This is a genomic window from Szabonella alba (genome assembly GCF_016765775.1).
Classification (GTDB): Bacteria; Pseudomonadota; Alphaproteobacteria; order Rhodobacterales; family Rhodobacteraceae; genus Szabonella; species Szabonella alba.
In genome coordinates this window covers 48,809-62,413 of the sequence record NZ_JAESVN010000012.1, presented here as the reverse complement: position 1 = coordinate 62,413, position 13,605 = coordinate 48,809, and the positions used below count along the sequence as shown (strand labels likewise).

Here is a 13,605-nt window from a genome sequence, read left to right as displayed (position 1 = left end):
TGCGCTATCCTCTGCGCAAGGATGAGGTGATCCGATGGCCATGACCCCTGCCCCTGATCTGTCGCGCCTGCGCGCGGCTTTGCCTTTCTGGCTGTCGCTGCTGATGGTGCCGCTGGCCATTCTGGGCGCATTGCAGGGCGGCTGGACGGTGCTTTTGCTGCCGCTTTCGGGATGGGTGATGTTCTCGATCCTCGACGCGCTGACGGGTCTGAACACCGAAAACGCCGATCCCGCCACCCCCGATAGCGGGCTGCTCTGGTATCGGCTGCTGACGCTGATCTGGTTTCCGCTGCAATTCCTGCTGCTGTGCTGGCTGCTGTGGTATGTGCCGCAGGCCGCCCATCTGGGGCTGGCCGAGCGGTTGGGGCTGTTCTTCGGCATGGGGGTGATCGCGGGCACGGTCGGGATCAATTACAGCCATGAACTGATGCACCAGAAATCCGCGCTTGAACGCTGGCTGGGCGATCTTCTGCTGTCCATGGTGCTCTATGGTCATTTCCGGTCCGAACATCTGCGGGTGCATCACCTTTATGTCGGCACCCCACGCGATCCGGTGACCGCGCGCTATAATGAGGGGTTTCACCGCTTTTACCCCCGCGTGCTGTGGCAATGTCTGAAATCGGCATGGGGGGCGGAACAGGCGATGCTGGCGCGGCGTGGCCTGCCGGTCTGGCATCGCAGCAACCCGTTCTGGCGCTATGGGGTCTTGCAGGCTGGCATGGTCCTGCTGGCGCTGGCGCTTGGCGGCTGGCAGGGGCTGCTGTTGTTCCTGTGGCAGGCGGGCGCTGCGGTCTGGCAGTTGGAACTTGTAAATTATGTCGAACATTACGGGCTGACCCGCCGCCATCTGGGCGCGGGGAAATATGAACATGTCCTGCCGCGCCACAGTTGGAACGCCGCGCATAAGGCGTCAAACTGGCTGCTGATCAACCTGCAGCGCCATTCCGACCACCATTACAAGCCCGACCGGCGTTTTCCGCTGCTGCAGAACTATTCCGAGGATGAGGCGCCGCAGCTTCCCTATGGCTATCCGGTGATGACCGCCTGCGCGATGGTCCCGCCCTTGTGGCGCCGGGTGATGAACCCGCGCGTGCGCGACTGGCGGCGGCGGTTCTATCCCGACATTACCGACTGGAAGCCCTATAACAAGGCGCTGAACCCGATGCCCGGGCGTTGATCGGCGCAGCGCATGCCGGTCAGTCCGGCAGATATCCATTATCTGCCGCCGCCCGCCACAGATCGCGCAGCCAGTCCGGGGCGGCGGGCAGGATATGGCGGTCGGGCGGCAGGATATCGGGCCCGATGCGCCGCGCCTCCTGCGCCAGTGCCCCGGCCTCCTCCGCGACGATGCCGGTCACATAGACCGCATCCTCGATCCTGGCGCAGCCGAGGTCCGCCCGGCGCGCATGAAACCGCTGATAGGGCGCCATGATAACCGTGCCGGGACGTGCCCCCGCGATCACCCGATCCTCCAGCGCGCGCAGACTGTCGGGGTCGGCCATCGGCTGAAAGAAATAGATCACGTCATAGCGGTCGTAATCCGCGAAGGTCAGCGCATTGGCGTGAAAGGCCGCACAGCGCGCGGCCCCCATCCGGTGAAAGGCGCCTGCGGCCGCCTCGACATAGGCCGGGTCATAATCAAACCCCTCGGCCTGCGCGAAAAGGCCCGAGGCCAGCAGAACCTTCATGCCGCCGCCGCAGCCCACATCCAGAAAGCGCAAACCACGGCCGGGCCGCAGCGCCAGCGCCACACGCAGCGCGGCATGGGCATGGGTGATGAACCCGGCGGCGTTGAAGGGGATGTCCGGATAGCAGCCCAGATCACCCGCGACCTGCGATTGCGGGGCGGGATTGACCATCCGGTGCAATGTCATCAGGGCCCCATCCAGCGCCGCGATGCGACTGCCCGTCAGGTCATGACGCGGCGGCAGATGCGGATAAAGCGGCCATTCCGCGCCTTTCTGCACCAGCCGCAGCGCATCCGAGATCCGCGCTGCCGCGTGCAGCCGCTGGCGCAGCCGCTTGAAATGGCGCTTTTCCTCTATCTCGGCCCGGTCTTTCGAACGCTCACCGCCCTCACTGCGAAACTGCCGTTCAAATTTCGACAGCGATGCGCGCAGATCAAGGACCTTGCGGTCGAACCGGTCCAGCAGCCCGGCAAGGCCGCGGCGGGCCGGGCGGCGGCGGGCAAGCTGGGCAAGAATCAGTCCGGCGATCTGGGCCAGTTCGGCCTCACGCAGATCGGCATGTCGGCGGGTGTCGGTCAGCACGGCCATGGCGGGAAAAATCTCCCTGCAAATTCGCAACGCGGAATCGGGTTGCTCGACAATCGGGGTATCGGGTTCTCAATCGTATCGGTCAAAAGTCGGTCGGGGCGCGGGAAAGCAGAAATCAGGGGCGCACTGAGGCAAAGCCTAGAATGAAAAACCCCCGCCAGGCAAGATGCATGGCGGGGCAGTTGTGCCGCAGGCGGACCGCGGCACTGGCGTAAACTTGTAATCAGGAAGGCGCGGTCAGTGCGGGCGGCTTTCGTCCATCTCCGCCCGGATCTGCTGACGCAGGATGTCGATGGGGATCATCTTGCCGTCGCGCTTGAAATGCCAATAGGTCCAGCCATTGCAGGACGGCGCCTTTTCATAGGCGGCACCGACCTGATGGATGGATCCCTTGACCTCATTTCCGATCAGCGTGCCATCGGCCCGGACCTTGGCCTTGTAGCGGTTGCCGATGGAATACAGCTCCTCCCCCGGGCGCAGCATGCCGCGTTCGACCACCTGCCCGAAGGGCACGCGCGGTTCGGCGCGTTTCGATCCGGTGATCTCCAGCGCCGAGGCGTCGAATTTGCGCACCTTCGCCAGACGGGCAGTGGCCACCTTGCGATAGGCCTCCTCGCGTTCGATGCCGATGAAATCCCGGCCCAGCATCTTGGCCACGGCCCCGGTCGTGCCGGTGCCGAAGAACGGATCCAGCACCACATCGCCCGGATTGGTCGTGGCAATCAGAATGCGGTGCAGCAGGCTTTCGGGTTTCTGTGTCGGATGGGCCTTGTCGCCCGCCGCGTCCTTCAGGCGCTCATGCCCGGTGCAGATCGGCAGCACCCAGTCCGACCGCATCTGCACGCCCTCATTCAGCGCCTTCAGCGCCTCATAGTTGAAGGTGTATTTCGCGGCCTCGTCGCGGCTGGCCCAGATCAGCGTCTCATGCGCATTGGTCAGGCGTTTGCCCCGGAAATTCGGCATCGGGTTCGACTTGCGCCAGACCACGTCATTCAGCAGCCAGAACCCCTGATCCTGCAACTGCGCGCCGACGCGGAAAATATTGTGATAGGATCCGATGACCCAGATCGCGCCATTCGGCTTCAAGAGCCGTTTCGCCGCCGCCAGCCAGTCCCGGGTGAACCGGTCATAGGCGGCAAAGCTGGAAAACTGGTCCCAGTGATCGTCCACCGCATCGACAAGGCTGTTATCGGGACGGTGCAAATCGCCCTTCAGTTGCAGGTTATAGGGCGGATCCGCAAAGATCAGATCGACCGAACCCGCAGGCAGGCTGTTCATCAATTCGATGCAATCGCCCGCAAGGATCTGGTTGAGCGGCAGCTGCGCTGCCTCCGGAGTGTTGCCCGAGGCTTTGCCCGGTGCTTTGGTCTTTATCGTCATCTCTGCCTCTGTCCCCGGCCTTTGCGGCCATCTTGTTGGGATCAAGGATGAGTCAAAGCTGATTCGCCGTCAAATTCTTTATTGAATCAAGGGGTTACAGATTTAGCTTGATACAAGATATTGTGGACTGGCTTAAAGGATCGCCTATGCGCGGGGGTCACCCCAAGATCTAGAAGCGCTGCCAGATGCGCCTTGGTCGGATATCCGGCATTGCGCTCCCAGCCATAGCCTGGATGCTGTTGCGCCAAATCCACCATGAGGCGATCGCGTGTCACTTTTGCCACGATCGAGGCCGCCGCGATCGATAGACACCGCGCATCGCCCTTCACAATGGCCCGGCCCGGGCAGGCCAGATCGCGCGGCAGCAGATTGCCGTCAATCAGGGCCAGATCGACCGGGGCGATCAGGGCCAGCGCCCGTGTCATCGCCAGATGGCTGGCGCGCAGGATGTTCAGGCTGTCAATCTCATCCACGCTGGCATGGGCGATGCCCACCTCGGCGCAATCCATGATCGCGACAAACAGCGCCTCACGCCGCGTGGCATCCAGTTGCTTGCTGTCGGCAAGCCCTGCAGGGATGCGGGCCGGATCCAGCCGCACCGCCGCCGCCGTGACAGGCCCGGCCAACGGGCCGCGCCCGACCTCATCCACCCCCGCAATGCGCAGGGCGCCGGTGGCAAGGGCTGCGGTCTCGAAACTGAAATCGGGGGAAGGACGGGTCATGCCCCCCTTTTCCCCGCCCTGCCCCGCCTTGCCAAGGGGATTCGGCGCAGCGCAGGGGCGGGGCATTGCCGCAAGGGTCGGGGTGCTGCGCCCCGAAGGATGGCGGGCGCCGCGATAACCGCCCTCAGCGGAAGAACCCCTGCGGGCGAAACCCCGCCTCGATCAGGCAATGCCGGTCATAGGCAAGAACGTTCCGGCCCCGCAGCAGCACCGGCATTTCGCAGCGGCGCGGAAGGTCCCGCTGGATCCCGGCCTGTTGCAGACAGCGCGCCAGATAGACCATGCGGGGGCCATGCCGTCCGCTTGTCCGCGCCTCGCAATTCGCAGGCAGAACGATCGCGCGGGGGCGATGGGGCCGGGGCGGCTGCATATGCGGTCGGTGGGCGTGCGGCGGCCGGAACTGCGGGGGGCGGATATGGGGAGAGCGGACATGCGGGGGACGCGCCGGAACGCCTCTGACCTCCCCCCGGCCATCGCGGCGGTGCAGGCCGGGGCGGTCACGGTCACGGTCACGGTGATCGACCTCAACCGCCTTCAGCCGCAGATCCATCGCCCCTGCAAGCGCAGGCTGCACCGGATCGGCCCCGGCCGCCCGGGTGGGCAGGGCAGCCGCCGCAGTCATCAGTGCAAAGGCGGTCACGACGGCAGCGACAGTCACAAGGAAGCGGCGCAGATTGGGTGAATTCTCGGTCAACATCGGGTGTCCTTCTCAAGGGGGCCATCGGGCCTGCAAGGGGTTCGGGCCCCCCGGTCCCTGCATCTGGGCGATGCGGCAGACCGGGGGGCGGTTCCTGTCCCGACCCTCGGACCCCGGGCCGCTGCTGCGCAATATCGGGGCGCTGTTATGCGATAGCGGCCCTTGCGATATTGATTATCCCGGCCCCGATGCGCAGATTGTCGCCAAGGGTCCGGCGGAACCCCTGCATCCGCACCGCCCCTGCCAGAAGGAGTCTGCCCCCGTGCCCCGACCCATTCCCAGACCCAGACCCAGATCGCTATGCCTTCGGGCCATTCTGTTTCCGGTCCTTGTGACCCTGTCTTTTGCAGGGGCGGCGCAGGCCGAATGCTTTGCCGATTACAAGGCCAAGCAGGACAATCCCCTCCGCCTGCATTACGGCGTGATGGATGTGTCCGATGCGGCCTGTTCGGTTCAGGCCGCGCCCAGGGTCATCGCGCCGCGCCTGTCGGCGGCGGGCTGGACCCTGCTGAATGTGATTTCGGTTTTCGGACCGGAAGGTCTGGAAGAAAGGAAAGCCGGTGCCGGTGAGTTCTTCCGCCGTTTCTGATCCGCTGAAAGCCGGCAACCGGGTCGTTGCCGGGGGGATCGCGGCCATCGTGCTGATCCTGTTCGCGGCGGCGGTGCTGCTGTTTCTGAACCTGCCCGACGCCAATGCCTTCAACGCGCGGGTGGAACGGCTGTTCGTTGAAAGTGATGGCCTGACCTCGGGCGCCGAGATCCGCCTGCTGGAAATCCTTGCCCAGTCGGGCACCACCTTTTCCGATGTGCTGGCCAGTTACCGCGTCGTGATCTTCGTGCTGCTGGTCTTTGCCACGGCGCTGATGGTGGCGGCGCTTGTGTTTCTGGTCACGATCATCACGCTGAACCGCCGGATATCCGCAATCCAGCGCTCGGGGATTCAGGTGTCGTCCCTCCTGATCAGTCGCGATTCCCGCGCGGTCTATATCAATGACATGGAATTCGCCCTGACCGAGGCCGCGCTTGAAACGCTGTCGGTGCTGGCCGAGGCGCGGATGGATGATGATGTGCTGACCGGCGCGCAGATCGAGGCGGTGATCTCGGGCCGCGACGCATCAGATTGCGAGGAGGCGGCGGGAGCGACGCGGATCAAGCGGCTGCGCGATGCGCTTGGCAATCAGATGGTCAGCGAACTTCTGGTCAAGACCATCGCCCGGCGCGGCTATGTTCTGGCCGTGGGGCGCGATGTGATCCGCATGATATAAGCGGCGCAAGGATATCGACACCTTCCGTCTGCACACCCGGCGATTGCTTGCATCACCCGGGCATGGGTCCTATATCGACCGCTCTTGCCATTCCGGGGGGGACGCCATGATTCCGACGCCTTTCTACCTGATCGACAAGACCCGTCTTGCCGCCAATATGGCCAGGATGGACCGTCTGCGGGATCTGTCGGGGGCAAAGACGCTGCTGGCGTTGAAATGCTTTGCGACATGGCCGGTCTTTGACGCGATGCGCGACCATATGGACGGCACGACCTCGTCCAGCCTGTACGAATTGCGGCTGGGGCGCGAGAAGTTCGGCAAGGAAACCCATGCCTATTCCGTCGCATGGGCCGAGGATGAGGTGGATGAGGCGGTGGGTTACGCCGACAAGATCATCTTCAATTCGATCAGTCAGCTGGACCGTTTCGACAACAAGACCGCAGGGATTGCACGCGGTCTGCGGCTCAATCCGCGGTTTTCGACTTCGGGCTTTGATCTTGCCGATCCGGCCCGCCCTTTCAGCCGTCTGGGCGAATGGGATCTGGCGAAACTTGAATCGGTGGCCGACCGCATCAGCGGCGTGATGATCCATTACAATTGCGAAAACGATGATTTCGACCTGTTTGACGCGCAGCTTGGCCGGATCGAGGCCGAGTTCGGCGGGTTTCTGGCGAAGCTGCAATGGGTCAGCCTTGGCGGCGGCATCCATTTCACCGGTGAGGGTTATCCGCTGGACCGTCTGGCCGCGCGGTTGCGCGCCTTTGCCGACCGTTTCGGCGTGCAGGTCTATCTGGAACCGGGTGAGGCCGCGATCACCAACACCGCCAGCCTTGAGGTGACGGTGCTGGACATTCTGGACAATGGCAAGAAACTGGCGGTGGTCGACAGTTCGGTCGAGGCGCATATGCTGGATCTGCTGATCTACCGCCAATCCGCCCGGATGGAGACGTCAGGCGATCATGATTACATGATTTGCGGCAAATCCTGCCTTGCGGGCGATATTTTCGGTGAGTTCAGTTTTCCCGCGCCGCTGAATGTCGGCGACCGGCTGTCGATTGCCGATGCCGCCGGTTACACAATGGTCAAGAAAAACTGGTTCAACGGCGTGAAGATGCCCGCCATCGTGATCCGCGAAACCGACGGATCACTGACGGTGGCACGGCAATTCGGCTATCAGGATTTCGCCGGAAGCCTTGGCTAGGGCTTCCCCCTTCCCTCTGTCCTTAAAGGAGACGGTTCGAAGTGAAAAAGAACGTGCTCATCATCGGCGCGGGCGGCGTCGCGCAGGTCGTCGCGCATAAATGCGCGCAGAACAACGATATTCTGGGCGATCTGCATATCGCCAGCCGCACGGTCGCCAAATGCGAAGCGATCATCGCCTCGGTGCATGAGAAAGGTGCGATGAAGGTGCCGGGCCCGTTTCAGGCGCATGGGCTGGATGCGACCGATACCGGCGCCGTGGCCGCGCTGATCGGTGCGACACGCGCGCAGATCGTCATCAATGTCGGATCCCCCTTCGTCAATATGTCGGTGCTGGATGCCTGCATCACGACGGGTGCTGCCTATATGGATACCGCCATCCACGAAGATCCCGCGAAGATTTGCGAAGCGCCGCCATGGTATGCCAATTACGAATGGAAGAAGCGCGATGCCTGCAAGGCGGCAGGCGTCACCGCCATTCTGGGCGTCGGATTCGATCCGGGCGTGGTCAATGCCTATGCGCGACTGGCCGAGGACCGGTTCATCGACAAGATCACATCCATCGACATCGTGGATATCAATGCCGGATCGCATGGGCGCTGGTTTTCCACCAATTTCGATCCCGAGATCAATTTTCGCGAATTCACCGGCACGGTCTATAGCTGGCAGAAGGGCGCGTGGCAGGAAAACACCATGTTCGAGGTGGGCCGCGAATGGGATCTGCCGGTCGTGGGCAAGCAAAAGTCCTATATGACCGGGCATGATGAGGTGCATTCGCTGGCGAACCGCTATCCCGATGCCGATGTGCGTTTCTGGATGGGGTTCGGGGATCACTACATCAACGTCTTCACCGTACTGAAAAATCTTGGTCTTCTGTCGGAACAGCCGGTGAAAACCGCCGAGGGGCAAGAGGTTATCCCGCTGAAGGTGGTAAAGGCCGTGCTGCCCGATCCGGCCAGCCTTGCGCCCGATTATACCGGCAAGACCTGTATCGGCACGCTGGTGAAGGGGGAAAAGGACGGCAAACCGGCCGAGGTGTTCGTCTATAACATCGCCGACCACAAGGATGCCTTCAATGAGGTGGGCAGTCAGGGCATCAGCTATACCGCCGGCGTGCCGCCGGTGGCCGCTGCGATCCTGATTGCCCAAGGCACATGGGATGCGGGCCGGATGGTCAATGTCGAGGATCTGGACCCCGCGCCTTTCCTTGATCTGCTCAACGGGATGGGTCTGCCCACCCGCGTGAAGGATGCGGCGGGTGACCGCGACATGACCTTCTGAAGCAAGCAAGACTGGGCTGCGTCGGGGGCGGGGGCCATGGCCTTCCGCCCCTTTTCCATCTGCGCGCGTCTCAGCCGGATCGCAGCAGCGTCTTGGCGCCTTCGGCGGCGCGGGACAGGGCCGCGAAATCCCGCGTCGCCCCGGCGGGTGCCGAGCGCAAAAGCTGCGTCGCCAGCCGGTCGATAACCGCCGCCGCCGCGCGATTGGCTGAATTCTGCCGCGCAGGCGCCGTGGCGCGGACCGTGCCCGCGCTTTGCCGGCCGCCCCCTTCCGTCAGACGCGCCGGCGCGCGGGCGGGATCGGCCTCACGCGCGGCGATGCTGTCCAGTTCATCCGCGGCGGCGGACAGCGCCACCGCAACGGCGGCATAAGGGCCGGTCCGGGGCAGGCGCGGCACCACCTGCCGATACTGATCGCGCAGGCAATCCACCCGCCAGCGCGCGTGATAGGACCCGCAGAACCGCGCCGCCCCGGTAATCCAGCGTTCCACATTGCGCGTGCTGTCGGCATTCGCGCGGCCCCAGCCAAAGCTGCCGCCGCCCGAGATCGTGACCTCGGCAGGGACAGGCCCCGCAGGCAGCAGGGCCACCCCAGCAACCAGCGTGACCACCAGCGCAATGCCCGCCCGCCGCGCCATCCGTCAGGTCGAGCGCAACAGCACTTTCATGCTGTCCACGGTTTCGGCGGCGCGCTGGAAATGCACCTGCTTACGGGCCGAATTCGATGCAGACCGCAGCAGCGTTGTCTGCAACTCCTCCATCACCGCCGAGGCCTGTGCCTTGGCGCGGGCAAGATTTTCGGGGGCCACGGGCCGGATCGGGGTGGCCGAGACGCGATCACCATTTGCATTTGGCGCGCGGTAGCGGTTCACCGGCGCGGTGCGGTCCACGTTTTCCAGCACGATCCGGTCCAGCTTGTCCGATGCCGCGTCCAGCGCCTCACGCATTTCGGCATACTCACCGTTCCGCGGCAGGGTGCGCGCGGCGCGCATCAATTCGTCGCGCAGACAGTCGATCTGCAACAACTCCCCATAGCGGGCGCAGGCCTCCCCGCCTTCGGTCAGCGAGCTGACAACGATATTGGTCTGACCCGTCGTCAGTGCTGTGAAGCCGCTGTCGGGACGCTCGGGTGCCGAATAATAGGATCCTCCACCCGGATACTCACCCTCGCCCGGATACTCCCCTTCACCGGGGCCGCATTCGCTGCATTCGCCTTCCCCGCCGCCATTGGAATCCTCACCCGGATCGACCGCCATCCCGTCATCATGGCCCAGCGATTCCGGTTCGGTCCCGGGCGGCAGGATGCGGAAATCAAGTTCGTGAAACGCAGCGGCAGCGGGCAGGGTTGTCACGTCATCCCCCGAGGCCTCGGCTGTGCCGGATCCGAAGGCAACGCCCAGACCAAGCGCGGTGCAGACAACAAAAGACGTGCGGGCCATTTTCATGTCCTTTCAAATGAAAGCGATTGAGTCAAAAACTGCTTTCCAGAAAATCAGACACGCAATCCGAAAGCAAGTTTGATCGCGCGCTGCGTTCCGGGGCCGAAACTGCCGTCGATGGCCCCGGTATAAAATCCGCTATCGGCCAGTCTGCGCTGCAGGGCGCGGCGGGCATCAGGGCTGAACATGTTGGGGCGCTCGACAAGGATATCCAGCACATCCCGCGCCCCGCTGCGCAGCGCATCATAAAGATAGCCCGCCGCATCCGTGGCTCCCTTGCCCTGAATCAGCCCGTCATCAATCAGCGCCGAGAAGTTGAACAGCGCCTGCGGATGGCGCAGATCCGCCGCGCGTTCGAACAGTTTCAGCGCTGCCTGCGGATCAGCGGGAAGGCCCAGTTCGCCCTGATAATGCAGGAAACCCAGATCGTTGATCGCATCGGCAAAATCCTGTGCCGCCGCCGCCTGATAGAGTTCCAGCGCGCGGGCCGGATCAACCCCGACCCCGATGCCGGATTCATACAGCTTGGCCAGTTCGAACTGCGCCTCGGGCGATCCGGCCTCGGCCGCGCGGGTCAGCAGTGTTACCGCCTCCGCCGGGTCGAAACGGTCGGCCTGAGGGTTCAGCCGCATATAGGCCAGCCCCACCATCGACCGCGTATCCCCCAGATCGGCCAGCGCGACCAGCTGGCTTTCCTGATCGGGGCGGATGCCCGACCATGCCACGCGCAGATCGGCATTCGCGGTGCCGTCATCGCCTTCGGCGGGGCCCGCCAGATAAAAGGGCACGCCCGACAAGGCACCATAGGTATGGGGTTCCTGCTGGTTTCCCGTCACATCCAACACCTTGTCACGCACCTGCCGGAACATCAGGCTGATTTCCAGCCCGGGTTGTTTCATGCGGTCGGCCAGCGCCAGCGCAAAGGGGCTGTTGCCTTCCAGCCCGTCCAGCGCCACCTGCCCGTCCTTGGCGGCAAAGGCGACCAAGGTGCCGCGATCGGGGGAGGGCGGGGCAAGCCCGCCAGTGCCGCGCGCGCCCTCAACCGGGGTCTCGGGGGTTTCCAGCGCCGCAAGGTCCAGCCCGTCCCCGAAAGGATTGTTGCGGCAACTGTCCAGAATGACAATGCGCATGACGCGCGCCCGGTCCACCGTTGCCAGCAGATCGTTGAGCGAGACGGACTGACGCTGCACATCGCGGTTTGACCGCACATCGGCATCGGCGGGAACAAGGAAATTCTCACCCTGCACCTCGATCCCGTGGCCCGCAAAATAGATCAGCGCCAGTTCCGCGGTCTCGGACTGGAAGGCGAAACTTTCCATTTCACGCGCCAGATCGGCATAGCCGGGATCGGTGACCAGCGTCACGGTAAAGCCGATATCCTCAAGCGTTTTCGCGATCAGCCTTGCATCGTTGACGGTATTGTCCAGAGGTTCGATATGCTCATAGCCTGCTACCCCGACGACCAGCGCGATCCTTTCGGCCAGCGCCGCCGAAGGCAGCAACAGCAGCATGGCGCAGAGGATCAGCGGGCGGATCAGGGCGTCTTTCATCGGAACCATGCCATTTTCAAATGAGGGGAATGAACAGAAAGCCGGGACATATGGCCAGTCTAATGCCATTCAGGCGCTGTGCAAAGCCGGGGCGCAGTTCACGTCCCCGTAATCGGCCCAGCCCCGCAGATGGCGACCCGCGAATGGCGGCGTTCAGATCTCACCGGCGCTGCGCCAACGGATCAGCGTTTCCTTCGACACTTCGAAATGCATGCTGTCCTCCCGGGAAAAGGACGCGCCCCAGAACCAGCCCTCGGCCTGAAAGAAATCCGACAGGATGGTAAGGCCAAGCTGGGTGCGGCCATCACCCAGCGTATCCAGCACGCCGTCGATGTTCAGATCCACCGCCAGACCGAACGCATGCGACGAGACCGAGCTTTGCGACCCCCTGATGCGCCGGACGCACAGCGCGCCTGCCGTGGAAATGCGGTTGTAGAGATCGACATCCATGCGGCGGACCTCTTCGAACACACGGCGGATCGATTCGACCGCCGGGCGCAGCATGTTGACCCGGATCGGGCCGACATCGCCCAGCACCAGCATTTCCTTCAGCTTGGGATTGGTCATCGGCTCACAATCGTCGGAAAGCTGTTCGCGGGGCGGGCCGAACATTTCCAGCAGAAAGGACGGGGTTGCGACCGAAAGGCCGGTATTGATGCCCCGGCGACCGGCGATCTGCACGACCTGCGCATAGCTGTCGACGATCTGGTTTTCGCCCAGCCGCTCAAACGGCATGTCGTCGCCTTCCTGCAGTTCCATCGGTTCGCGCGGCATCTGCTGCAGGCGGGACAGTTCATCCTCGACCGTGCCAAGCCGGAATTGCAGATCCTCCATCTGCTGGCGCAGGATCTCGATCTCGATCCGCGCACCGCTGTCGACGGCAGGCCCCCCGGTCTGGTCCCCGCCGCCGGATGAAAACATCCAGGATCCAAGAAACCAGATCATCGGGGCAAGCACGATGGCGACGGCAAGAATGATGGCGGGCAGGAGACGCATCTAGAGCCCCGGAAACTGAAATCTGCGGTTGCGCCGCATTCTATACCGGTTGGGCCCGGTTGGGAAACAGCAAGATGCGCGATATCAGGCTTGTGATGCCATGGGCGGTCTGAAAATTCGTTGTCCGGGGGCATCCTGTGGTATAGTTTTCAGGCATCGCATTTTTCAGAAAGGCTTTGAGCCATGTTGAAACAGTCTTTGATTGCCCTTTCCCTTGCCGCCCTGCTGTCACTGCCGCAGGCGAGCCTTGTTCACGCACAGGATGGCGCAGCCGACAGCGCGCAGGAGTTGCAGGAAAAATTCCAGCGCCAGAAGACCCGCGGACTGGCACTTGTGTCCAACAGCAGCGCGCAGGTCGTCGTGCCCAGCACCAGTGCTGAGGGCAAGACCGAGATCGCGCCCGTGACCTATTCCCAGATCGAGAAGGAAGAGCAGGTCAATATCCGCATCACCTTCGATTTCGACAGTTCCGTGCTGCGCCCTGATGAAAAGCCGAAACTGGCCACTTTGTGTGAGGCGATGAAGGCGGTCGATGTCGAACTCTTCCGCATTGTCGGCCATACTGATGCCTCGGGATCCGATACCTATAACGAGAAACTCTCGCTGCTGCGGGCCGAAGAGGTGAAGCGCCATCTGGTCAATGATTGCGGCATCGTGCCGGCCCGGCTTGAGGCCGTTGGCATGGGCAAGCGGTTCCTCTACAATGCGGAAGATCCGCGTGCCGATGAAAACCGCCGTGTCGAATTCCAGGCCCTGAGCTGACATCAGCCTGAGTTCCATCAGATTGCCGCCCCTCGCTG

Annotated in this window: 14 protein-coding genes; 6 read left to right on the top strand and 8 right to left on the bottom strand. The window is 63.3% G+C overall.

The window, feature by feature from the left end; all coding sequences use genetic code 11:
• Window positions 1–40 precede the first annotated feature (40 nt).
• A complete protein-coding gene (locus JL811_RS17875) occupies window positions 41–1,177 on the top strand; it encodes an alkane 1-monooxygenase (RefSeq protein WP_202690091.1) in 1,137 nt (378 codons plus the stop codon).
• Between the two features lie 19 nt (window positions 1,178–1,196).
• Here the strand turns inward: JL811_RS17875 and JL811_RS17870 are convergent, their stop codons facing one another.
• The 4 genes from JL811_RS17870 to JL811_RS17855 form a co-directional block, all read right to left on the bottom strand.
• Window positions 1,197–2,276 (bottom strand): methyltransferase domain-containing protein, encoded by a 1,080-nt coding sequence (locus JL811_RS17870; protein WP_202690073.1) that lies wholly within the window; start codon window positions 2,274–2,276, stop codon window positions 1,197–1,199.
• Window positions 2,277–2,513: 237 nt separating this feature from the next.
• Entirely contained in the window at window positions 2,514–3,656 is a 1,143-nt protein-coding gene (locus JL811_RS17865; protein WP_273542505.1) for a site-specific DNA-methyltransferase, read from the bottom strand.
• An 86-nt stretch (window positions 3,657–3,742) separates the two neighbouring features.
• Window positions 3,743–4,378, bottom strand: a complete 636-nt coding sequence (locus tag JL811_RS17860; RefSeq protein ID WP_202690072.1) for a ribonuclease HII — start codon at window positions 4,376–4,378, stop codon at window positions 3,743–3,745.
• 124 nt (window positions 4,379–4,502) lie between these two features.
• Entirely contained in the window at window positions 4,503–5,075 is a 573-nt protein-coding gene (locus JL811_RS17855) for a hypothetical protein (RefSeq protein ID WP_202690071.1), read from the bottom strand.
• 331 nt (window positions 5,076–5,406) lie between these two features.
• Between JL811_RS17855 and JL811_RS17850 the strand changes: the two genes are divergently transcribed.
• The 4 genes from JL811_RS17850 to JL811_RS17835 all read left to right on the top strand — a co-directional run bounded on the left by JL811_RS17850 (window position 5,407) and on the right by JL811_RS17835 (window position 8,821).
• The gene (locus JL811_RS17850; protein ID WP_337924765.1) at window positions 5,407–5,664 is read left to right on the top strand and encodes a hypothetical protein; all 258 of its coding nucleotides are present in this window, start codon (window positions 5,407–5,409) and stop codon (window positions 5,662–5,664) included.
• Window positions 5,642–6,340 carry a winged helix-turn-helix domain-containing protein gene (locus JL811_RS17845; protein WP_420496790.1) on the top strand — a complete coding sequence of 233 codons (699 nt, stop codon included), beginning with the start codon at window positions 5,642–5,644 and terminating at the stop codon, window positions 6,338–6,340. Before JL811_RS17850 ends, JL811_RS17845 begins: the two co-directional genes overlap by 23 nt.
• Before the next feature lie 106 nt (window positions 6,341–6,446).
• On the top strand, window positions 6,447–7,541 hold the full coding sequence (locus tag JL811_RS17840) for a carboxynorspermidine decarboxylase (RefSeq protein WP_202690069.1): 1,095 nt from the start codon (window positions 6,447–6,449) through the stop codon (window positions 7,539–7,541).
• 41 nt (window positions 7,542–7,582) lie between these two features.
• Window positions 7,583–8,821 (top strand): saccharopine dehydrogenase NADP-binding domain-containing protein, encoded by a 1,239-nt coding sequence (locus tag JL811_RS17835; protein WP_202690068.1) that lies wholly within the window; start codon window positions 7,583–7,585, stop codon window positions 8,819–8,821.
• Window positions 8,822–8,891: 70 nt separating this feature from the next.
• Here JL811_RS17835 and JL811_RS17830 read toward each other — a convergent pair whose 3' ends face one another.
• From JL811_RS17830 to JL811_RS17815, 4 genes are all read right to left on the bottom strand, one after another.
• On the bottom strand, window positions 8,892–9,458 hold the full coding sequence (locus JL811_RS17830; RefSeq protein WP_202690067.1) for a hypothetical protein: 567 nt from the start codon (window positions 9,456–9,458) through the stop codon (window positions 8,892–8,894).
• Between the two features lie 3 nt (window positions 9,459–9,461).
• Window positions 9,462–10,259 (bottom strand): hypothetical protein, encoded by a 798-nt coding sequence (locus tag JL811_RS17825; RefSeq protein WP_202690066.1) that lies wholly within the window; start codon window positions 10,257–10,259, stop codon window positions 9,462–9,464.
• A 53-nt stretch (window positions 10,260–10,312) separates the two neighbouring features.
• Window positions 10,313–11,809, bottom strand: a complete 1,497-nt coding sequence (locus JL811_RS17820) for a caspase family protein (RefSeq protein ID WP_202690065.1) — start codon at window positions 11,807–11,809, stop codon at window positions 10,313–10,315.
• A gap of 153 nt (window positions 11,810–11,962) precedes the next feature.
• A complete protein-coding gene (locus tag JL811_RS17815) occupies window positions 11,963–12,805 on the bottom strand; it encodes a M15 family metallopeptidase (RefSeq protein ID WP_202690064.1) in 843 nt (280 codons plus the stop codon).
• A 183-nt stretch (window positions 12,806–12,988) separates the two neighbouring features.
• Here JL811_RS17815 and JL811_RS17810 point away from each other — a divergent pair, with 183 nt between their 5' ends.
• Window positions 12,989–13,567, top strand: coding sequence for an OmpA family protein (locus tag JL811_RS17810; protein WP_202690063.1), 579 nt, complete (start codon window positions 12,989–12,991; stop codon window positions 13,565–13,567).
• The last annotated feature ends 38 nt before the right edge of the window (window positions 13,568–13,605 follow it).

What these genes read in the sequence shown, in the direction of transcription:
- JL811_RS17820 (WP_202690065.1), bottom strand. Translation starts at nt 11,809, where the DNA reads ATGAAAGACGCCCTGATCCGCCCGCTGATCCTCTGCGCCATGCTGCTG.
- JL811_RS17840 (WP_202690069.1), top strand. Translation starts at nt 6,447, where the DNA reads ATGATTCCGACGCCTTTCTACCTGATCGACAAGACCCGTCTTGCCGCC.
- JL811_RS17865 (WP_273542505.1), bottom strand. Translation starts at nt 3,656, where the DNA reads ATGACGATAAAGACCAAAGCACCGGGCAAAGCCTCGGGCAACACTCCG.
- JL811_RS17825 (WP_202690066.1), bottom strand. Translation starts at nt 10,259, where the DNA reads ATGGCCCGCACGTCTTTTGTTGTCTGCACCGCGCTTGGTCTGGGCGTT.
- JL811_RS17810 (WP_202690063.1), top strand. Translation starts at nt 12,989, where the DNA reads ATGTTGAAACAGTCTTTGATTGCCCTTTCCCTTGCCGCCCTGCTGTCA.
- JL811_RS17875 (WP_202690091.1), top strand. Translation starts at nt 41, where the DNA reads ATGACCCCTGCCCCTGATCTGTCGCGCCTGCGCGCGGCTTTGCCTTTC.
- JL811_RS17815 (WP_202690064.1), bottom strand. Translation starts at nt 12,805, where the DNA reads ATGCGTCTCCTGCCCGCCATCATTCTTGCCGTCGCCATCGTGCTTGCC.
- JL811_RS17830 (WP_202690067.1), bottom strand. Translation starts at nt 9,458, where the DNA reads ATGGCGCGGCGGGCGGGCATTGCGCTGGTGGTCACGCTGGTTGCTGGG.
- JL811_RS17870 (WP_202690073.1), bottom strand. Translation starts at nt 2,276, where the DNA reads ATGGCCGTGCTGACCGACACCCGCCGACATGCCGATCTGCGTGAGGCC.
- JL811_RS17855 (WP_202690071.1), bottom strand. Translation starts at nt 5,075, where the DNA reads ATGTTGACCGAGAATTCACCCAATCTGCGCCGCTTCCTTGTGACTGTC.
- JL811_RS17860 (WP_202690072.1), bottom strand. Translation starts at nt 4,378, where the DNA reads ATGACCCGTCCTTCCCCCGATTTCAGTTTCGAGACCGCAGCCCTTGCC.